Origin of the sequence: Deinococcus sp. JMULE3 (assembly GCF_013337115.1) — a bacterium.
Lineage (GTDB): Bacteria > Deinococcota > Deinococci > Deinococcales > Deinococcaceae > Deinococcus.
In genome coordinates this window covers 44196-63927 of record NZ_SGWE01000005.1, presented here as the reverse complement: position 1 = coordinate 63927, position 19732 = coordinate 44196, and the positions used below count along the sequence as shown (strand labels likewise).

The window sequence follows — 19732 nt, the reverse complement described above, 5'->3', positions numbered from 1 at the left end:
CATCAGAACGGGGCCGCGCACGTGGGTGCTGCGCCGCGCCGTTCGGGGCGGGCGGCCTACCCCCCGAGTTCCCGCCACGCCCCGGAGGTGACCATGAACTGGACTCCGGCCCTGCGCGCCCTGCTGGTGCTGCTGCTGTGTCTGACTGGCCGCGCGGCGGCGTTCACGCCCGCGCAGTACCAGATCTACTGCGGCTTCCCGTTCTACGACGCCACGCAGTGGCAGCTCACGCCGAACTGGACGGCCCGCTGGAACACGCTGGGGACCCAGGCCGGTATTCCGGACTTCGGCACGCAACTCAGCGGCGGCCTGGCGACCGCCGGGAAGGTCCGGCAGGCGGTTTCGAACGCGGTCACCAGTCGCCTGTTCGGGAACGAGGCCACCCAGGAGTACTACGACAACTGGTACAGCGGGTCCGTGAGGCGGGAACTGGCGGCGCGGGGCATCCACGACCCGGACTTCGGACTGTCTGCCGCCGGGATCGTGCAGCAGTCCCTGCCGAACGACTGCCTGAGTGCCGCGCGACGCCGCACACTCGAGGGCTACGCGGCGCAGGCGATGGCCGCGTACCAGAAACTCGGCTTCACGTCGCCCGGCGGGAAGAACCTCGGGCCGGTCGTGGAGGTCGGCGCTCAGCGGGCCGTGCGTCTGTACGTCCTGCCGCCCGAACTGTACGACGGGGTCGCCACCACCGGCGGACGCTGCAGTGCGGGCGGCCGCATCAGCCGCGAGAACCTGTCGTTCGTCCGCATCAACGCCGATCAGGTGAGCGGCCCGGACGCCAAGGCGTTCTACATCATCGCGCATGAACTGTTTCACGTGGTGCAGGCCGCGCAGGCACTGGAAACCGGACCTGGCCTGGACCGCTGCGACCAGATCCACCACTGGCTGCACGAGGGCATGGCCGACGCCATGGCCCTGCAACTGACCCGCGAGCGCTTCCCGGACTACCGTCCCGGCCTGTCCGACGACATCGGCCTGAACTTCTACGGCCTGCGCTCCATGAGCCTCAGCCTGCCGCAACCGCACGCACCGACCGCCTCGGACCTGCGCAACTACCGGGCCAGCAGCTTCTGGCGGCACCTCGCCGACCGCTACCACGGCGGCAAGTACAGCGTCTACGCCCAGTACCTGGACCTGCCGGAAACGAACGCCGGGCGGGACGACTGGCTCAACCACGCCGACATTCTCGTCAGCCGCGACGCGGCCGTCACCATCGCCCCCGAACAGCGGCAGGCCGGGCGCAACGGCCTTTACCTGACCCTGCCGGACTTCTACACCGAGTACGCCACGTGGGGCACCGAGAAGTTCTCCTGGATTGGCGACGCCGCCTGGATGAAACAGGCGTTCGCGCCGTGCCAGACGGTCACGCTGGACGCCAAGACCAACCGCAGCCAGACCCTGACCTTCGCGGACATGCTGCCCTTCTCGGCCCGCTGCGTGCGCGTGAAGGTCACGGGCGTTCAGGTCGGGCAGCGCTTCAGTGTGGTGCCCATGACCGGCCCGCTCGGCAACGGTCTGGCCGACGAACTGCACCTGGGCCGCGCCCGCAGCAACGGCCTGAAACCCTTCAACTGCTATCAGGATTTCAGCGTGAAGCGCCTGGGCCAGACGCTGCATCCAGGCTGCCTGTTCAAGCCGTTTACCGGCACGGACGGCAACGTCCGCGTCTGGCAGGCCGAAGCGGACGAACCCGCCCCCGGCCGCCCCCTGGAGTACCTGTGGGTACTGTCCTGGGTGCCGGCCGACGCCAGCGACAGCCAGTTGACCCGCCGCGCCAGCCCCACCCTGGCGCTCGGGCTGGACGTCACGACCCTGACCTCGGCCCTGCCGCCCAGCCCACCGGCGCGCAGCACCACGGGCGCCCCGGTCCGCAAGCGCGTGGTCGGCGCCGTGAACCTCGACCCACCGGACAGCGCCCAGGAAGTCCTGCCGCTCAGGGGCGCCGAGCAGACCGGCCTGACCGGCGACCTGAACCTCAGCAAACTGGCGTTCGGCGTGCAGGACCCCGGCGTCAGCGCCCTGAACCGCGCCGCGCAGGACGCCACGGACGGCGACCTGTACGCCCTGAGTGTCAGCCTCGCGGACGTGTCGTTCGGCCCGGTCAGTTTTGGCGGTCTGAGCGCCGTGCAGGAGAACTTCGAGAGTGGCGGGGACTTCCTTGGCATCAACCCTGAACGGGCCATCCAGTTCGGGCAGACCGGCACCTTCCGCGCGTGGGTGATGGGTGGCAACAACCAGGCCTCCGAATCGCCCATGAGCCGCCTGTACATCACGCCGCCCGGCCCGGACGGTCTGCCCGGCCCCGGCCTGACCCTGACCGTCACGCAGTTCGACCGGGCCGCGCTGGTCGTGGCGTTCAGCGGCGCGGTGTGCAGCGTGCCCTGGCCGCCGCCCCCGACCCGCCCGCTGGCCGAGCACCTGGCCGCCGCGTGCGCCCGGACCTACCCGGTCAGCGGCACCATCGCGAAACCCCACGCGTTCGTGTACAGCCGCGCGCAGGCGCTGACGGTGGGTGACACGCCCGGCACGCGCCTGTACCGTCAGGACCTGCAGGCATTCCTGCGCGCCGCCCTGCCCGGCCTGACCCCACTGCCCGGCGTGAGCGGCGACAGTGGCGTCAGCGGTGGCAGTTCCAGTGGTGGCAGTTCCAGCGGCACGCCTGGCCTGCAGGTGCCTTCGACTGGCGCATGCCCCCTGAGCGAACAGCAACTGCTGGACTTCCTGGCGTACGCCGACGATCCCGGCGACGGCCCGCCCCCCTTCGACCTGAGCGTGATCAGCGCCCTGAGCAGCCCGGCCTGCATCAGACGGCTCACGGAACTCCAGCCGCAGGAGCCCTGATACGGACTCCGATGGAATGGCTGACAAAGCCGTTCAATCCGAGCGGAGCGAGCAGGAGAGAAACGGGTTCCGGACGTGGAGTTGACGGATCGGTGGTATTCCGATCTGTCAACGAAACAAACGGAATCCGTATGACAGCCCGGTCAGCGGCCCAGGCGACCCTGAAGTCTTTACCCGTTCGTCATCTCAAGCGTTCTTACATTGACGCGTGGTCCGCGCGACCTACAAAGGAGGCATGAAGAGCGTCAATCCGGCCACGGGCGAGACCTTCGCCACGTACGACGAGCACACCACCGAACAGGTGCAGGCCGCCATTGCCGCCGCCCACGCGGCCTACGGCGAGTACCGCCGGACCTCGTTCGAGCAGCGCGGCGTGTGGATGAACGCCGCTGCCGACGTCCTGGAACGCCGCGCCGGGGAACTCGCGCTGCTCGCCACGCGCGAGATGGGCAAGACCCTGGAGGCCGCGCGGCAGGAAGTCCTGAAATGCGCGTCCGCCTGCCGGTACTACGCCGAACACGCCGCGGACTTCCTGGCCCCCGAACCCGTGCAGACCGAGGCGGACGAGGCGTTCGTGACGTACCAGCCGCTGGGCGTGGTGCTGGCCGTCATGCCCTGGAACTTCCCGTTCTGGCAGGCGTTCCGCTTCATCGCGCCGACCCTGATGGCCGGGAACACCGGGCTCCTCAAGCACGCCAGTAACGTGCCGGGCTGCGCCCTGGCCATCGAGGACGTGCTGCGCGAGGCGGGCTTCCCGGCGGGCGTGTTCACGACCCTGCTGATCGGCAGCCGCGAGGTGGAGGCCGTCCTGAAGGACCCGCGCGTGACTGCCGTGAGCCTGACCGGGTCCGAGGGGGCCGGGCGGGCCGTGTCCGCCACCGCCGGAGGGGAACTCAAGCCTGCCGTGATGGAACTGGGCGGCTCGGACCCGTTTATCGTGATGCCCAGCGCCGACCTCGACCTCGCCGCGAAGACGGCCGTGACGGCCCGCACCATCAACAACGGCCAGAGCTGCATCGCTGCCAAACGCTTCATCGTGCATTCGGACGTGTACGACGCCTTCACGGACGCGTTCGTCTCGGGCCTGGAGGCCCTGAAGGTCGGAAACCCGGAACTGGACGGCACCGACGTCGGCCCGCTCGCCACGCCGCAGATCCGCGAGGACATCCACACGCAGGTGCAGGACGCCGTGAACAAGGGCGCGCGGGTCCGCACGGGCGGGCAGCTGCCGCAGGGGCCGGGGAACTACTACCCGGTCACCGCCCTGGACGGGCTGAGCCCCGACATGTCGGTCTGGATGGAAGAAACCTTCGGGCCGGTCGCCCTCATCTTCCGCGTGCAGAGCCTCGACGAAGCGGTCGAACTGGCGAACACCACCACCTTCGGCCTGGGCAGCAGCGCCTGGACGAACGACACCGCCGAGCGGGAACGCTTCGTCGCGGACCTGGAGGCCGGGTCGGTGTTCATCAACTCGATGGTCGCCAGCGACCCGCGCCTGCCGTTCGGCGGCGTGAAGAACAGCGGCTTCGGGCGTGAACTGGGCCGCCACGGCATCCTGCAATTCGTGAACATCAAGACCGTGTCCATCGGCGCGCCCGGCGGCGCGCACCACAGCAAGACCGAATGAGAGCAGGTTCCACCCTGGAGCGCACAGCAAGCCCCAGGTGCTGCATCCCCAACAGCTGTCATGCGCGACTGAATTGAGTCCAAACCGGACAGGGCCACCCGGTGGCCCCCTCGTCCTTGCGTCGCTTCGCTCCGCAGCCCTGCGAGGGGAGAGGGGACAACGGAAGGCGACCCGGTCAGAGGCAACACCATTCCATCCTGTAATGGTCGGTGCGGGGGGGACCGAGAGGATGTATCCCTCCCGCGCTCTGCTGTCGAGCGCCCTCCACGGCAGTTGAGCGCCGCCGGAACGGCGTGGTTCAATGTCCTCCAGTCGGCCATGATCGGTGAACGAAGCTCGTTTCTGCCCGGCGCATGGCCTGTCACGACCGCCATTCCTGGTGGGGGAGGCTGAAGATGAACAGAACGCAGAAGGTCCTGATCGTGGGGGCACTGGCCGTCGGGAGCTGGTCGGTGGCGCAGCAGGTGCAGCGGACCCTGAATCTCGTCATCAACGGTAAAACCGCGACGGAGAAAGCCATTGTCGTGAACGGGAAGACCTACGTTCCCGCGAGCGAGCTCCGCACGCTGGGCTTCACCGTGACTGCCACGGGAACGGCGCTGACGATCGGCCAGGGAGGGGCCACCGGTGCGGGTGGCAGCGCTGGATGCGCCAATGAGACGCTCTTCAACGGGCTGTGGCGGTTCACGCTTCTGGGGGACATGAAGCGCGGGGATGAGTACGGCGCGCCCACCTGGTACTTCGACGCCGAGGTCCGGAACGGCACGCGCGAACCTGGCCGTCTGGACTGGGCCGGGTTGCGGCAGGTGAACTTCGTGTACGCGGATGGGCGCGTCGTCCCCGGCGAGGCCCGAGACTTCAGTATCGATATCGCGCCCGGCGCGGCCAGTCGTGGGCGACTCACCACGGCAGGACTCACCGACGCGCGGAATCTCAACGAACGCCCCGTCAAACTGCTGCTGGTCTGGGATGAAACGGTCCGGAAGGACGCGAACCTGCGCTTTGACCTGACCTGCACGCGCTGACCTGCCGCCCGATTCCTCCGAGCGGAACCGTGTGCCGACCGGCAGGCCCGACTACTGTCGTTCCTTCCCTGCTCCAGGATCAGGCGCAGGGTCCTGAAGGCGGTCACGCTGGCGTCGTGATCTCTTCAAGACCTGTTGCGCAGTAGAGGTCGGAGCAGGTAGGTTCAAGGGTGTTGCGGCTTGAGAAGCTGAAATCCAGGGGGCGGTCCTTTGAACGGCTGGTGGGGTTGAGTCCTGCCGAGTTTGACCAGCTGCTGATTGAACTGGAGCCCTTGTGGGAACGGAGTCATCACCGCTCCCTTTCCCGCGCCGGACGGGTCCGGCGCATCGGAGCGGGCAACACCTTCAAGCTCGACCTCAGCCAGCGACTGCTGGTCACGCTGCTCTATCTGCGACAGTACTTCACCATGCATGTTCTGGGCATCCTGTTCGATCTGGACGCGGCGAACATCTGCCGGAACATCCATGCCCTGCTGCCGGTCCTGGAGCAGGCGTTGCCTGCTCCCCTCCGTCCCCGGACGCTCCAGGCCGAGCCGGATGAGGCTCCTGGAGGGGCGAGCAGGAACCCGAGGAAAATACGCTCTCTAGAGGAGTTTCTGGAGATCTTCCCCGAACTGACCGACGTGATCGTGGATGGGACTGAGCAACCTCGCGGGCAGCCGAAAGTGAAGAAGGGGGAGAACCCCGGCAAGAAGGCGGTCGGGCGGCCCAAGGACAAGAAGCGCTTTTACAGCGTCAAGAAAAGGACCCATACCCTGAAAACCCAGGTGGCGGTGACGCCCGAAGGACAGATCGTGCACCTCAGTGCGACCGCCAGCGGTCGCACCCACGACATGAAGGTGCTGCGACGTTCCCGACTGATGAACCGACTGCCCAGGCACGTCCGGGTGTGGGGAGACCGGGGCTATACCGGAATGGAGAAGGTCTATCCGGACTGGGAAACCATCGTGCCCGCCAAACGACCGAAGAACGGCGAGTTGAGCAAGGAGCAACGTGAGCTGAATCGGCTGATCTCCAAGGTGCGGATCAGCGCTGAGAATGCCATCGGCCGCATCAAGAAATTTCGCGTCTGCAAGGAGTTTTTCAGGAATCGGACCTCACAGCACGGCGTGATGTGGGGGTGTGTCGCCGGACTCGTCAATCTCCGTTGGCAACGCCGCCACCACCTCTGCACGCCCTGAGCGTAGGGACAGATCAGTGGGGAGCCGCGAATCGGCTCCCCACTGATCCTTCAACTACTGCGCAACAGGTCTTCACTTCACCACCACGCGGCCTGTCGCAGGTGTCTGTCTTCCCCACGCGTAGGGACCGCCGGCGGTCCCCTGCGCCACCCGGAACACTGACCTGTCACCTCCGACGGGCTTGTGTGTCGGTCCCGCAGGCGCTGCTGGGCAGGTCCGCGAATCCGCTCGGATCGGTGGTGGTAGCCTAACCCTTTCAACGCCTCTGATCTGATGCTGCTCATATCAGATCACCTGCGCCTCTGAAGCGCGACACCAGTGGTGCGACAAGTTGTCGTCAGGCGTCACGTACGGTGCGCGCATGACCGCGACGCTGCACGCCCCGACCGTCACCTCCGAAGACACGCCTCGCAGCTGGCAGAAATCACAGCGTCTGACCGCGCTGCTGGCCGAACTGCAGGCCCGGCCGCAGACCACCGCGCAGCTCGCCGCGACGTTCGGCGTCGGGCAGCGCAGCGTGCAGCGCGACCTCGAGGCGCTGCGGCAGATGGGGCACGCCGTGCACGAGGAGACCCCCGGCACGTACGTCATTCCCCGCAACGGGACCCTGCTGCGCCCCGCCGAGGTGCTCGCCGCGTATACCGCGCTGCGCCTCGCGCATCATCACTCGCCCGCACTGGGCGGCCACTACCGCCGCGCGCTGCACACGCTGTCCCTCGCGCTGCCCGAACAGGTCCGGCACACCCTGAACGCCAGCCTGCGCGGCGGGGGCGGCACCCTGTTCACGGACCGGCAGATGGAACTGATCGCCAGCGCCTGGCTCGACTCGCAGGTGCTGCGCTTCGATCACCGCGAGTCGAACGGCGTCCTGCGGACCGGCGTGGACCTCTGCGTGTACTTCGTGGAGATCAGCCGCACGAGCCTCGCGCCGTTCGTGATCGGACTGAACCGCGCGACCGGCACCGTGGAAACATACAAACTGTCACGCATGACGAACCTGTGCCTGCTCGGCGAACGGTACGAGGCCGACCCCACGTTCGACCCGCAGGCGTACCTGTCCGACGCGTGGGGCGTCATCGGCAGCCTGGGCGGCGTGACCGTCACCGTGCGCTTTGACCCCGACGCGGCGTACCGGGTGCTGGAGGGCGGCTTCCCGCAGTCCACCCTGATCCGCGGGGACGGGTTCGTGGACATCGAGTTCCACGCCGGTGTGGACGAGACGGGACTGCCGCGGGAACTGCTGCCGTTCCTGCTCAGCTGGGGCGCGCGGGCCGAGGTCCTGTCGCCCCCCGAGGTGCGCCGCGCGTGGCTGGCCGAACTGCGCGACGCCCTCAGCCGCTTCGGTGACTGAAACGGACTCCGGTTGAAAGGTGTGCAGAAACGCTCAACCGGAACCCGTATGACGTGACCGGCACCGGCTGGATGGACCGGAGCTCCGCGCCCGTCTCGCCGCGCTGATCCGCCGCTCCGCCGGGCAGCCCGCCACCACCCTGCCCCTCCCCGGCGGGTTCGGCCTGAACGTCCTCAAACGCGCCGTGAGTGGCCCGCGCGGGCCGGTGCCCCTCACGCCCCGCGAGTACGACCTGCTCGAGGGCTTCGCGCTGCACCCGGAGCGCGCCTACGCCCGCGAGGACCTCCTGTCGCGCGTCTGGGCGTCCCAGCCGGACGTCGAGAGCCGCGTCGTGGACGTGTACGTCGGGAACCTCCGCCGCAAGCTGGGCGACGGCGTCATCGTGACCGTGCGCCGCCATGGCTACCGCCTCGGAGACCTGCCGTGACCCTCCCGTCCGGAGACCTGCCGTGACGCTCCGCTGGCGCCTCACGCTGATGTACGCCGCGCTGCTGGCCGCGTCCCTGCTCATCGCCGGGACACTCAGCTACCAGGGCGTGAAACAGACCCTGTACGGCACCCTGGACGCCACGCTGCGCGCCGAGGCCGTCACCGCCGCGGACGTCGAGGCCAAGCCGGAACTGGAACCCGACCCGGCCGTGGCGGCAGTGCTCGATCAAATCAACAACCAGAACCCGGTGCGGATCACGATCTTTCACGAGGACGGCCGCCTGCGCGACCGCGGCCCTTCCAGGGTCGGTTTTGCCCCCGTGCCCGGCGCGCGGACCGCCGCGCACGAACGGGTGTACACGCTGCCCATCCCCGGCGGGTGGGTGCAGGCCAGTCAGTCCAACGCGGAGCTGATCGCCTCGCTGCGCGTCACCCTCTGGCAGCACCTGCTGCTGCTGCCCGGCGTGCTGATCGTGTCCGTCATCACCGGGTACGCCCTCGCGCACCGCGCGCTGCGCCCGGTGGACGAGGTCACGGCCGTCGCCCGGCGCGTCGCCCGCAGCGGCCAGCCCGGCGAACGCGTCCCGGTCGCGCCCGGCACCGACGAACTCGCCCGGCTCACCTGGACCATCAACGACATGCTCACGCAGCTCGACCTCCAGCTCGCCCACGAGCGCCTCTTCGCGCACGCCAGCGCCCACGAACTCCGCACGCCCATCAGCGTCGTCCGCGCCGCCGCCAGCCTCGCCCTGGAACACGACCGCGCGCCCGCCGAGTACCGCGAGGCCCTCCGCCAGATCCACGCGGTCAGCGAGGACATGAGCGACCTCACCGACCGCCTGATGGCCCTGGCCCGCTCCGCCCGCCCCCACCGGCTCGAACCGGTGAACCTCGCGGACGTCGTCCTGATGGTCACCGAACTCCACGCCGCCGAGGCGCACGCCCGGCGCGTCCACCTGAGCGTCACCGCGTCGGACGCCGCCGTCACCGGCGACCTCGGCGCCCTGGTCCTCGCCGCCGGGAACCTCGTGCAGAACGCCGTCCGGCACGCCCCGAGCGGCAGCGCCGTCGAGATCCGCAGCGGCACCGGCGCGCTGGGCGCCCACCTGACCGTCCAGGACAGCGGTCCCGGCATTCCCGCCTCTGAGGTCGCCCGGCTGCTGCGACCCTTCGAGCGCGGCCAGGGCAGCCCCGGCGGCGCCGGACTCGGCCTGGCCCTCGTGCAGGCGGTCGTGCAGGCCCACGGCGGCCAGCTCAGCTTCGACCGGCCCCCCGGCGGCGGCCTGCGCGCCTGCGTGGCACTCCCCCGCGCATGAACACCGTCCGCTGGACCCGCGAGGAACTCCTGCGCGCCATGAAGGCGTACATTACCCGCCACGCCCACGTCCCCACCCGCGCGCACTACGACCGCACCCGCGGCGCTGGACCCGACGCGCGCACCATCACCCTGCGCCTCGGCCCCTGGAAGGGTGCGTGGCAGACCGCCCTGACCGAAACGCTCTGCGCCAGTCCAGGCGCACCAGCCGGACGCCTCGCCCCGCCGCCCCGACCGGCGCCGCGCCTGCAGGACCTCGCCGACACCGAGGCCGCCCTGCGACTCGGACAGCTGCTCATCGACGCCGCCGCGCGGCCGAGTGACATCACCCTCACCTGTTACGTCGCCAGCCTGCCCGAACCGCACCTCGTGTTCCACGCCCGGCAGACCGGCAGCTGGCACGCTCACACCAGCTGCCCCGTCCGCGACCTGCGGAGCGGACCTGAACACGCGCGCGTCGCGCTGCGCGCCCTCCTCACGCAGGCCCGCGACCTATGACACGGATTTCGTCTGTTTCGTTCACGACCCGGAAGGACGCCAGGTGGCCCACTCCACGCCTGGAAGGGCGTTTCTCTCGTGCTCTGCAGCTCTCCAAGTCACGTTGTGGCCACCCGTTCTCTCCGGTCGGATGCGTTGTCGACGCGTCGCCATTCCGGACCCGGCCGTCAGGCGGCGCGACTCTGTTTCCAGAGCACAAACGCCAGGAAGGCCAGCAGGCCGATGCTTCCAGTGGCAATGGACAGGACGGCCCAGGGGAGAGGATTGATTCCCAGCGCCCGGGCTTTCGGGATCAGCAGGTACAGGGCGACACTGGCGGCCAGCAGCAGGTCGAACCAGATTTGATTCCCCCACAGGTTGCGGACGTGTTCTGGCCAGAAGCCAGTCGCGCCTTCATGGATTCCCGCGTAGAACGAAAATCCGAAAAAGAGAGCAGCCAGGGTGGCGGGAACAACCCATGGGCCGGGTGCGTCGGTGCGGCGAGACAGGGCGAGCGTGACGGCGAACAGGAGGGTCAGGGCGCCCGCAACGAGCGGGGCAACGGTGATCCAGGTCATGGGTGCACTCCTTCAGAGGTGCCCCGCGTCCAGCAGCAGTTGTTTCAATGCCTCGTATCCGGCGTTGGCCCCCTCTTCGTCGCCGGTCGCGAACCGGACGATCAGCAGTCCGGTCAGGCTGCTGAGCAGCACGCGGGCGACGGGTTCCGGGGCGTTGACCAGGTGCGCGGCAGCCATGTGAAGCCAGCCCTGCAGCGCGTCAGTGGCGAAGTGCGCGTAGTGGGCGTGTCCGTCGATGGCGCGCAATTCGACTTCGAACAGGCTGCGCAGGAACGGTGTCATGTGGGGGCTGGACAGTTGAGCCCAGAGCGCGTCGAGTCGTTGGGTTGGGGAGAGGTGTGGTGCGGGGGCAGTGAACAGCTGGGTCTGCTGGTGGAAAATGCGGGTGAGGACTTCGGTGATGAGGTGTTCTTTGCTGGTGAAGTGGTAGAGCAGAAGTCTCGGGCTCACGCCGAGGGCGGTCGCGAGGGGCCGCAGGCTGAGGTCGCTCAAGCCGTGTCGCAGAACATAAGTGACCGCGTTGTCCAGAAGAGCCGCTCTGGCTTGGGGGTTTGGTGGTCGTCCCATCAGAATTGCAGGATAGTGTGGTGATCGTCCAATATTGCCTCCACGACCGTTACATGAAACGATCGTAGAGGAAAAAGAGGGCGGTGTCAAGCCGACTGCGCGGCGGGAATGCGATGTGGTACGCGTGTCAGGAGCCCATGGTCTCCCGCGCCGCCCCCGGCACTGGGGGAGTGCATTCCAGCCTGGGCAGGTTCGCCGCTGTGGTCACCGGGCGTGGGGTCGCGATCAACCCACCACGGCCTGACCCACTTCGGCCACAGTGCGCTGCACGCCCACCAGAGGCTCGGTTCCTGATGACCACGCAGCGCGCCGGAAGGGTGTTGTCAACCGGAGTGTGGCTGGAACGGGCGCAGGCCCTGGGCTTCGCGGAAGCGGCAGCCGAACTCCGCCGCCTCGCCCCCTGACCGGTTGGCGGTGCGTCTGCCGCCGCGTTCGCCAGAGTGTTCTGGACACGACTGGCGGGGTCACCTCACGGGGACGCCGGGTACAGCGTGAGGCCCAGCAGGTGCGCCGCGCCGGGCCGCTGCCGGGCCGCGTAGCGGGCGTAGACGTCCAGCAGTTCGGCCTGCAGCGCCTTGGCGTCCTCGGCACTCAGCGTCAGGGTACTGCTGACGTCCACCACCGCCGGGGCTTGCAGGTCCCGCAGGTCGTCCATGGTCGCGCCGCGCTGCTCCGGCCGGGCCAGTTCGGCCACCAGATCCGGCGTGCCCGCCGTGACGCGCAGGCCCCACCCGCCCCCGGCGAGCAGCGCGGCCCTCACGCGCCGCACCTGCGCCAGGAAGGCGTCCTCATCCGGATGCAGCAGGGTATCCGGCCCGCCCGGCACCTGCAGGCCCGGCACGAACACCGGCAGCGGCAGTCGGTATACCGCCTGCGTCCGCCCGCGCCGCGTGCGCCGACCCGCCGCGACCAGCACGCCGGCCTGCACGGCGCGCCGCGCGCGGTACCGCACGGTCTCCAGCGGCAGGTTCAGCGCGCGGGCCGCGTCGGCGATCACCTGCCCGTCCCCCTGGAAGGCCGCCAGGATGCGCCGCGTGTCCGGGTCGGTGAGCAGCCGGGCAGCCAGGGCAGAGTCGAGGACGATCACGTCTTCACGCTACCCGGTCAGCGGACCTGGGTGGGCAGCGTCCAGGCGCGCACGGTGCCGTCCGCCCCGGCCGTCAGTGCCCGTCCGTCCGGCAGGACGAGGACATGCCAGAGCTCCCCACTGACCTGCGCCTGCCCGGCGGGCTGCCCGGTGGCCGTCCAGGCGTTCACGCGGCCCGTTTCGCCCACCGCGACGACCTGCGCGTCCGGCGTGAAGGCCGCCCAGCGGGTGTCCTCGCCGCCACTCAGGGTGCGGCGCAGGCGGCCGGTCGCGGCGTCACGCAGCAGGATCCGCCCGTCCTGATGCGCGCTGGCCAGGGTGCGCCCGTCGGGGGAGAGGCTCAGGCCGTTCACCTCGTCCAGGCCGTAGTAGGCGCGGCGGGTGTGCGTGGCGGGCACGTTCTGCTGCCGCCAGCGGACCCGGCCCGTGCCAGCGTCCAGCGCGTAGGTGGCGCTGTCCTCCTGCCCGGTGCTGAGGTGCAGCGTCCGGCCGTCCAGACTCCAGGCGGCGGCCATGACGTCGCCGCGCAGCCGGCCGCGCGGCCCGTCGGGCGTGACCTGCCAGTACCCGCCCGCGTCGCCCAGCGCGAGCCGCTGGCCGTCCGGGTGCCACGCGAGGGCGAACACGCGCCCGCCGGGCGAGTCGAGCGTGCGAGGTGGGCGGCGCAGGTCGTCCCAGACGGTCACGCCGCGGCTCATGCCGGCGGCAGCCAGTCGGCCCGCGCGGCTGAAGGTCGCGCCCCACCCGCCGCCGTCACTGCCGGGCAGGACGCCCAGGGGACGCAGTGTCCTGGGGTCGAGGCGCTGCACGTCGCGGGCCGTGCCGACCACGAGGGTGCGGCCATCGTCGCTCAGGGCGACACTCTGGGCGGGCGCGCCGACGTCCACCTGCCCGGCCGGGTGCAAGGGGGGTACCGGGGAAGGGGCAGCGAGACTCAGGCCGAGCAGCAGCGGGAACAGGACGCGCATGGCTTCAGCGTGCGGTAGGTGAACCGGAATGGACAGAGGGTCTTTCCGGTTGCCCGCGTTTGTTCAGTCCCTCTGCATCAGGTGGACTCGAAGAGCTGGGCCGCAGCGTGAGTACGTGAGAAGGACCGTGGTCATGCAGATGAAACTGGGAACCGCCGTGAACCCGCCCCATGCTCTGTTTCGGAGGTGTGACACGCCGTCCTGCCCGGCAACGTTCAGATCTCCTGCGGACCTTGACCGGGCTGGGCCATGACGACGGCCCGCGGCCAGCGGCGTCAGGTCTGCCGCGCGTCTGTGCGTTCATGATCGCCGCTCGCGAACCACGCGGCGAGGCCTCCCGCACCGCCGAGCAGGGTGCTGGTTCTCAGCGGAGGGTGATGGGCGCCTGGGGGGCGCAGCAGCCGGTGGCGGGCTCGCAGCCGTTACTGGCCGCGTCCGGCGGGGTTGCGCAGGCGTCCCCGGCTTTGCACTGCACGCCGGGTGTGCGCAGGTGCACGGTGATCTGCTCGGGTTGAATGTCGATGTGGGTGACGTGGTACTGCAGGGCCGGGGTACTGGCATTCCCGTACTCGAAGCGGACTTCAGCTTCCGCGCGGACCGGGATGTGCTGGGCGACGCGGTCGTAGATGGCCAGGAACTTGCGGTTGGTCATGAAGCCGGTTTTCGCGTCTTCGGCACTGCCGTCCATCAGCTGAATGACGGTCTCGCGCCAGGCATTGGCCTTGCCCCCGCAGTCCATGGCGTCGATGGTGACGGCCTTGACCTCGGTGACGTGGTAGCCCGCCGGGACGAGAAGCTCGCCGTGCAGGTGGAACTGGAGGGGCTGCTGGGGGAGGGTGCGCAGGGCGGTGATCAGGGTGTCGGTGGTGGTGTGCTCGCTGAGGCCGGGGATGGGGGCGGTCTGGGTCATGACAGGGCTCCTGATTGATGTTCTTCGATGGGTGAGGGCAAAAGAATCAGCAGGTGGGGCAGGGCGTACCGGAAACCGGCAGCTGCACGATCACCGGCGGGGTCGGGCGGCCAGGCGCCGGGTGGGCGAGCAGGGCGCGGCGGGCCATCTCGGCTTCGCGCAGCAGGTCCTGGTGGTGGGTGAGGGCGACGAGGTGCAGGGTCAGGGGGTTCATATGGCCTCCTTGCGGGTCTGGGGCACGGCGGTCAGCAGGGCGCTGATGGCGGTGCGGGCGAGGTGCAGGCCCTCGGCGCTGAGGGTGTAGTACGTCCATTTGCCGCGCTTTTCAGTCGTGACCAGACCCGCTTCGACGAGGATCTTCATGTGGTGGCTGGTGGTGGGCTGGCTGAGCCCGAGCCGTTCCTGGACGTCGCAGGTGCAGACGCCCTGCCCGGTGGAGCAGCAGCCGGCGTCGGCGGTGGCGAGGAAGTGCAGGGCCCTGAGGCGGTGCACGTCACCCAGCGCTTTGAAGACGGCGGCCGTTCCATCGAAATCCATGGATGTAATCTACCAAATCCATAGAAGAACGTCAATGCGACGGTCGGGGCGGCCCGATCACCGCGGTTCCCAGGTCCATGACACCGCCGCCCAACCGCGTCACCTCCCAACCGCTGCCGTGCGGGATTCAGGTGACTTCAACCCGTAACCGTCGTCCGACCACGATGGCTACGATCCGCCCCATACCCGGACACCGCGCCGACGGTCCACTGCCGGTCCGGCGCCCCGGCCGCGCCCAGCGGTCAGGTCGTCAGGACGGGGGGCGTGCGGAAGCGGCTGCGCTGCCAGTACCGCACGAAATCCTCGATCTGCGCGATGAACTCCGTGAAGGACGGGTGTTTGATCAGGTACGACGTGACGATCAGGTCGTACGCGCGGTCCACGTCATCCGGATGCGCGGACGACGAGAGGATCACCACGGGCAGGTACCGGAATTCCGGCGCGGCGCGGATCGCGCCCAGCAGGTCCAGGCCATTCAGGCCCGGCATGTTCAGGTCGAGCACGACCACGTCCGGCAGGAGTCCCGCCACGCCGTGGTCCCGCAGCCACGGCAGGACCTCCGCGCTGTCGTGCAGGACGTACAGGCGTACGGCCTGCCCGGTCGCCGCGAACGCTTCCCCGGCCAGTTCGCAGTCGGTCGGGTTGTCGTCCACCAGCAGGATCGACAGGGCATGAACCTCGTGAAGCGGCATGCGGCCAGTCTGACACGGACGCCGCAGCTGAATCTGACCGGCGCGCCCGGTCCGGACTGCCTCCTGCGCCGCCCTCCGGATGCCCAGGCGGTCAGTTGCGCTGTCTTCCGGAGGCGCGCCGGTGCATGATGACGGCATGCCCATCCTCGTCGAGCAGTTCCACCCGGACGCCTGGGCGCAGCTCACGCGGACATTCCCCTGTGTCAGTGCCCAGCGCCGGGCGCCTGAGGTGCACCCGGGCGAGCCCCTGGAGTTCCTGCTGCTCGACCACCTGGGCTGGACCTCACAGGTGGGCCGCTGGGGGCTGCGCCCGGCAGGTCCGGCGTCGGCCCTGAGCGCCCTGCAGGCGCCCGTGGAGATCCTCGGGGCGCACCGGACGTTCCGTGACCTGCTGGCGTCGGGACGCTGCGTGATTCCCCTGGCGGCCTACTGGGACGCCCCGACGGGCACCCCGGACCTGCCGGTGCGGGCCCTGGTGGGTCCACGCGAACCGGCGCCGCTGTACGCGGCGGGCGTCTACCAGCAGGAGTGGACGCCGCGGGGCCTGCAGTTCGCGTGCGCGGTCGTGACGCGGCCTGCCGGGCCGGGCCTGGCGGGGATGTTCGCGCGGATGCCGGCCCTGCTGCGTGAGGAGGACCTGACGGTGTGGATGACGGCCGCGCCGCGTGACGCGCGGGTGCTCGCGCGGGACGGACAGCGCCGCCGGGGAGGACCTCACCGTGTCGAACGCGCGCGTCATGGGTGTCGTCACGCGCGGTTTCGCCGGGCAGTGACCGTCAGGGGGCGCTGAGCTCGCCAGCCCCGGTGCATTCGCGGAACTGGTCGGTCCACTCGCACCGGAGTTCGCGAGGCACATGCGCGGGCGGCGCGCCGGTCCGCGCGGCGTCCAGCAGGTCGCTGCTCCAGGTGTACGCCGGGTGCAGCGTGAGGACCCCCTGACGGCAGCGGATGACGTCCGGGTCGCCCAGCAGGGCGCGGACGCGACTCACGTCCCGCCGGATGCGCGCCGCCTGGTGGAACGCGTCGTGATGGCGGACGCCCCGCCCGCCGGTGCTGGGCAGCAGGTCGCACGCGGCCCGCTCGACGCTCTCCCCGGCGTGCGCCAGGACGTAACTCAGCAGCAGGGGCAGCCGGGGGGCGTGCGCGCAGTCGATGACGGTCCCGCCGACGTGGATGGCGGGCTGGCCGAGCACCTGAAGATGAACGTGCCGGCTGACCGGCGTGTCCTGCGCTGGGCGCGCGGTGGGGGGCAGGGTCAGGGTGGGCGGACAGCTGTGGCCGCGCGCGTGATGACGGGCGTGGACGGCGTGCCGCCGCTGTTCGAACGGGTCGGGGTGGAGTTCGGCGAGTGTGTGGTGCGTCAGGTGCCGCGCGACGTCACCGGAGGCGCGGCGCAGTCCGGCGTGCAGGTGCCGCAGCGCGAGGTCGGTCTCGCCCGTGCGGTCGAGCAGGTGGGCGCGCAGGCAGGTGGCGGCGGCCCGCCAGGGCGTGCCGGGGAGGCGCGTGACGTGGCGCTCGGCCCGCGCCAGGGCGGCCGCGGCGGCGGCGGTGTGCCCCTGGTGCAGGTGCGCGTGGGCGAGCAGGAGGCACTGGGCGGCGCACTGCTCCGGTCGGGTGAGCAGCGGTTCGAGGTGCAGCAGGTCGTCGGTGGCGCGTCCGGCGTGCCCGAGCGTGAGGTGCAGGGCGGCGCGTAGCAGGTGCAGGTCGTCCTCGTGCTGGCCGGTGGACGTCGGACCGAGTGGGCGCAGGTGGTCGAGCGCCTGGGCGGCGTGACCGGTCCACGCGAGATGCAGGGCCTCCCGGTGCAGGTCCTGTTGTGGGTGGGGCGCCGCGGCGCGTCCCGGCGCGGCGGGTGACGGAGGTGCGGGCAGCAGATGCAACCAGAACACATGTGATTTCTAGCACGAATTCGATTCATGCGGGTTCAGGTTTCACGGCCCTCACACCCTATCCTCACGCCCGTGAATGGGACCGCGGCACCGACGCCTCCCTCTCCACCCGAGCCCGCCCCACACCCGGAGGAATCATGCACAAACCAGTTCTGGCCGCCCTCGTCTCCCTGACCGCCCTGCTCGCTTCCTGCCGTGACCAGGTGACCACCACGCCCGTCGATCCTGCCACCCTGACCGTGACCAGCAGCGGCACCCTGCAGAACTACACCCCCGACCGCGAGTACACCCTGTATGCCTCTGCCGGGACGAGCACCTTCGCCGTCGGCACGATGAAAGCGGACAAGAGCGTGAAGCTCTCGATTACGCCTGCCCAGGGGGGCACGGCGATGAGTCCTCTCTCGTCACGCCTGCAGGGGTGGAAAAACGACGGGTGCGACGTGTCGAAGGTCAGCGTGGTCGAAACGCAGTACCGCCAGTTCGCAAGCTTCACCTTCACGACCGCCAGTGGCGTGGCGTTCTACACCTTGATGCAGCGCTCACAGGAGGTCGGTGACGGGACCATTAACTGGGACCGCACTCTGCTGAACTACGCCAGTGGGACCGGGAGCATCAAGGGCACCGTGACCTGCCCCGACGGTTTCGCGGCCACCTACAACCTGAACATCAAGCCCGGTTGGAATCACGTCCACTACACGTTCAACTACTGGGCTGGCCCCAAAGTTTGGACAGTTTCGAGTAGAGACTCGGCTCAAGAGCAGGGTACAACATGGGCTCTTTCTGCTTACCCAGGGGACGGTCTGACGTCCACATTTGCGGTGCCCTGTCCGCAAAGGGGGGCGGCAGGCCGCCCCCTGGCCTGCTGAGCAAAATCGTCAGGGGTTCGGTAGCCCAGCGAGGAATGCGGTCTTCTGGCGTTGTAAAAGTTGCGATAGCTGTCCAGGACGACACCGGCGTGCCGCGCCGAGTAGAACACCTCCAGATTCAGACATTCCTCCCGCAACCGAGAGTGGAAACTCTCAGCGAAGCCGTTCTGCCACGGTTTCCCTGGCTGAATGAACCGAGTGCCAACGTCCTGAACCGCCAGCCAGATCCCCAGGTCGCGGGCGATGAACTCCGGGCCGTTGTCGCTGCGGATGAATCCTGGCGCGCCACGCTTGGCAATGACCTCGTGCAGGACGTCCTTCACGTCCATGGACGTGAAGGACTCCGCCACCCGCAACGCCAGGGACTGACGGGTGAACTCATCAGTCAGCGTCAGGATCTTCAATGTCGTCCCCTCCAGGGTCTGATCGAAGAGGAAGTCATACGTCCACACGTGGTCGGGGTACGCAGCCTGCATGGGAACACCCGCTCCCGTGCGGATCTTCTTCCGGCATCTGGTATTGACCGTCAGGTGCTCTTCCCGCCAGATGCGCCGGACCTTCTTCCGGTTGATGCGATGTCCCTCCTGGACGAGCAGCGCGTGAATGAACCGGTACCCGCGTCGAGGATGCACAAGGGCCAGTTCGCGAATGTGCTGCCGGAGATCCCCATCGTGACGCGGCTTCGGACGGTAGTACCAGGTGGATCTGGGAATGCCCACCAGGAGGCAAGCCCGTTCGGGCTTGACCTGGGCGGCGACGAGTTGCCTCGCTGCCGCCCGTCTCTCGGCGGGCGTCACCGCTTTTTCTGGATCACGTCCTTCATGGCATCGATTTCCAGGCGCTGCTGCCCAACAATTTTCAGGAGGCGGGCGTTCTCCTTCTCCAGACGACGAAGCCGTTTGGCTTCGTCGGGCGCCGTATCGCCGTATTTCTTCTTCCAGGCGTAAAAGGACGCCGGACTGCAGCCGAAGTCACGGCACAGGTCCTCGACTGACTTCTCGCCCTTTTTGGCGTCCTGGAGCAGTTTGATGATCTGATCTTCGCTGAACTGCCGGTTTTTCATGGGGGCCTCGCTTCCCAGCCTACGGCTGGCGGGGGGGCGAGCCTGACTCTCTACTTCATCCCGTCCAGTTTTCGGGGGGCAGACCACTACGACCCCTCGACCAGCACCATCAAAAATGCGGCATACACCACCACGTCCACCTCCACGGCCGTCTCCGGCAACTGGTACGCCTACAAGTCCCAGTAAGTCGTAGTGAGGACAGGCCACCGCCCCCCCAGGTGGCCTGTCCTTTTGTCGTCCGTCGCCGTCTGGTCACGGCGCAGTCACGGCGGGGCGCGTTCACTGCTGTGCAGGCGCGCCCTCACCGTTCAGGTCGGTGCAGGTGC

The 19732-nt window shown here is 69.0% G+C and carries 21 protein-coding genes; 10 read left to right on the top strand and 11 right to left on the bottom strand.

What is annotated here, in order from left to right; genetic code table 11:
• Positions 1-93 precede the first annotated feature (93 nt).
• The 8 genes from EXW95_RS19210 (at position 94) to EXW95_RS19175 (ending at position 10270) form a co-directional block, all read left to right on the top strand.
• The gene (locus EXW95_RS19210; protein ID WP_174369122.1) at positions 94-2844 is read left to right on the top strand and encodes a hypothetical protein; all 2751 of its coding nucleotides are present in this window, start codon (positions 94-96) and stop codon (positions 2842-2844) included.
• A 235-nt stretch (positions 2845-3079) separates the two neighbouring features.
• Positions 3080-4471: an NAD-dependent succinate-semialdehyde dehydrogenase gene (locus tag EXW95_RS19205; protein ID WP_174369121.1), complete on the top strand. Its 1392-nt coding sequence runs from the start codon at positions 3080-3082 to the stop codon at positions 4469-4471.
• 395 nt (positions 4472-4866) lie between these two features.
• Positions 4867-5496 (top strand): hypothetical protein, encoded by a 630-nt coding sequence (locus tag EXW95_RS19200; protein ID WP_174369120.1) that lies wholly within the window; start codon positions 4867-4869, stop codon positions 5494-5496.
• A gap of 173 nt (positions 5497-5669) precedes the next feature.
• Complete coding sequence (locus EXW95_RS19195) at positions 5670-6677, top strand: transposase family protein (RefSeq protein ID WP_174368799.1); 1008 nt, start codon at positions 5670-5672, stop codon at positions 6675-6677.
• Positions 6678-7038: 361 nt separating this feature from the next.
• Positions 7039-8028, top strand: a complete 990-nt coding sequence (locus EXW95_RS19190; RefSeq protein WP_174369119.1) for a YafY family protein — start codon at positions 7039-7041, stop codon at positions 8026-8028.
• A gap of 184 nt (positions 8029-8212) precedes the next feature.
• Positions 8213-8455 carry a helix-turn-helix domain-containing protein gene (locus tag EXW95_RS19185; RefSeq protein WP_174369118.1) on the top strand — a complete coding sequence of 81 codons (243 nt, stop codon included), beginning with the start codon at positions 8213-8215 and terminating at the stop codon, positions 8453-8455.
• Between the two features lie 22 nt (positions 8456-8477).
• On the top strand, positions 8478-9773 hold the full coding sequence (locus EXW95_RS19180; protein WP_174369117.1) for a HAMP domain-containing sensor histidine kinase: 1296 nt from the start codon (positions 8478-8480) through the stop codon (positions 9771-9773).
• On the top strand, positions 9770-10270 hold the full coding sequence (locus EXW95_RS19175) for a hypothetical protein (RefSeq protein ID WP_174369116.1): 501 nt from the start codon (positions 9770-9772) through the stop codon (positions 10268-10270). The genes EXW95_RS19180 and EXW95_RS19175 overlap by 4 nt, the downstream gene beginning before the upstream one ends.
• A 167-nt stretch (positions 10271-10437) precedes the next feature.
• Here the strand turns inward: EXW95_RS19175 and EXW95_RS19170 are convergent, their stop codons facing one another.
• The 8 genes from EXW95_RS19170 to EXW95_RS19135 form a co-directional block, all read right to left on the bottom strand.
• Positions 10438-10827, bottom strand: a complete 390-nt coding sequence (locus EXW95_RS19170; RefSeq protein WP_174369115.1) for a hypothetical protein — start codon at positions 10825-10827, stop codon at positions 10438-10440.
• Positions 10828-10839: 12 nt separating this feature from the next.
• Positions 10840-11394, bottom strand: a complete 555-nt coding sequence (locus EXW95_RS19165; protein WP_256435104.1) for a TetR/AcrR family transcriptional regulator — start codon at positions 11392-11394, stop codon at positions 10840-10842.
• A gap of 469 nt (positions 11395-11863) precedes the next feature.
• Positions 11864-12481 carry an Lrp/AsnC family transcriptional regulator gene (locus EXW95_RS19160; RefSeq protein ID WP_174369113.1) on the bottom strand — a complete coding sequence of 206 codons (618 nt, stop codon included), beginning with the start codon at positions 12479-12481 and terminating at the stop codon, positions 11864-11866.
• Positions 12482-12498: 17 nt separating this feature from the next.
• Positions 12499-13449 carry a WD40 repeat domain-containing protein gene (locus EXW95_RS19155; RefSeq protein WP_174369112.1) on the bottom strand — a complete coding sequence of 317 codons (951 nt, stop codon included), beginning with the start codon at positions 13447-13449 and terminating at the stop codon, positions 12499-12501.
• Positions 13450-13813: 364 nt separating this feature from the next.
• Positions 13814-14359, bottom strand: a complete 546-nt coding sequence (locus EXW95_RS19150) for a DUF6428 family protein (protein WP_174369111.1) — start codon at positions 14357-14359, stop codon at positions 13814-13816.
• A gap of 46 nt (positions 14360-14405) precedes the next feature.
• A complete protein-coding gene (locus tag EXW95_RS19145; RefSeq protein ID WP_174369110.1) occupies positions 14406-14573 on the bottom strand; it encodes a hypothetical protein in 168 nt (55 codons plus the stop codon).
• Positions 14570-14896, bottom strand: a complete 327-nt coding sequence (locus EXW95_RS19140) for a helix-turn-helix transcriptional regulator (RefSeq protein WP_174369109.1) — start codon at positions 14894-14896, stop codon at positions 14570-14572. The genes EXW95_RS19145 and EXW95_RS19140 overlap by 4 nt, the downstream gene beginning before the upstream one ends.
• Positions 14897-15138: 242 nt before the next feature.
• Complete coding sequence (locus EXW95_RS19135) at positions 15139-15588, bottom strand: response regulator (protein WP_174369108.1); 450 nt, start codon at positions 15586-15588, stop codon at positions 15139-15141.
• Positions 15589-15724: 136 nt separating this feature from the next.
• Here EXW95_RS19135 and EXW95_RS19130 point away from each other — a divergent pair, with 136 nt between their 5' ends.
• A complete protein-coding gene (locus EXW95_RS19130) occupies positions 15725-16378 on the top strand; it encodes an SOS response-associated peptidase family protein (protein WP_174369107.1) in 654 nt (217 codons plus the stop codon).
• Here EXW95_RS19130 and EXW95_RS19125 read toward each other — a convergent pair.
• Positions 16365-17477, bottom strand: a complete 1113-nt coding sequence (locus EXW95_RS19125; RefSeq protein WP_174369106.1) for a hypothetical protein — start codon at positions 17475-17477, stop codon at positions 16365-16367. The two genes, EXW95_RS19130 and EXW95_RS19125, sit on opposite strands and share 14 nt — an antisense overlap.
• A 137-nt stretch (positions 17478-17614) precedes the next feature.
• Here EXW95_RS19125 and EXW95_RS19120 point away from each other — a divergent pair, with 137 nt between their 5' ends.
• Positions 17615-18343, top strand: a complete 729-nt coding sequence (locus EXW95_RS19120; protein ID WP_174369105.1) for a hypothetical protein — start codon at positions 17615-17617, stop codon at positions 18341-18343.
• On the opposite strand, the gene EXW95_RS19115 is transcribed toward EXW95_RS19120, so the two are convergent.
• Positions 18262-19140: an IS3 family transposase gene (locus EXW95_RS19115; RefSeq protein ID WP_174366293.1), complete on the bottom strand. Its 879-nt coding sequence runs from the start codon at positions 19138-19140 to the stop codon at positions 18262-18264. The two genes, EXW95_RS19120 and EXW95_RS19115, sit on opposite strands and share 82 nt — an antisense overlap.
• The gene (locus EXW95_RS19110; protein WP_174366294.1) at positions 19137-19406 is read right to left on the bottom strand and encodes a transposase; all 270 of its coding nucleotides are present in this window, start codon (positions 19404-19406) and stop codon (positions 19137-19139) included. Before EXW95_RS19110 ends, EXW95_RS19115 begins: the two co-directional genes overlap by 4 nt.
• Between the last annotated feature and the right edge of the window lie 326 nt (positions 19407-19732).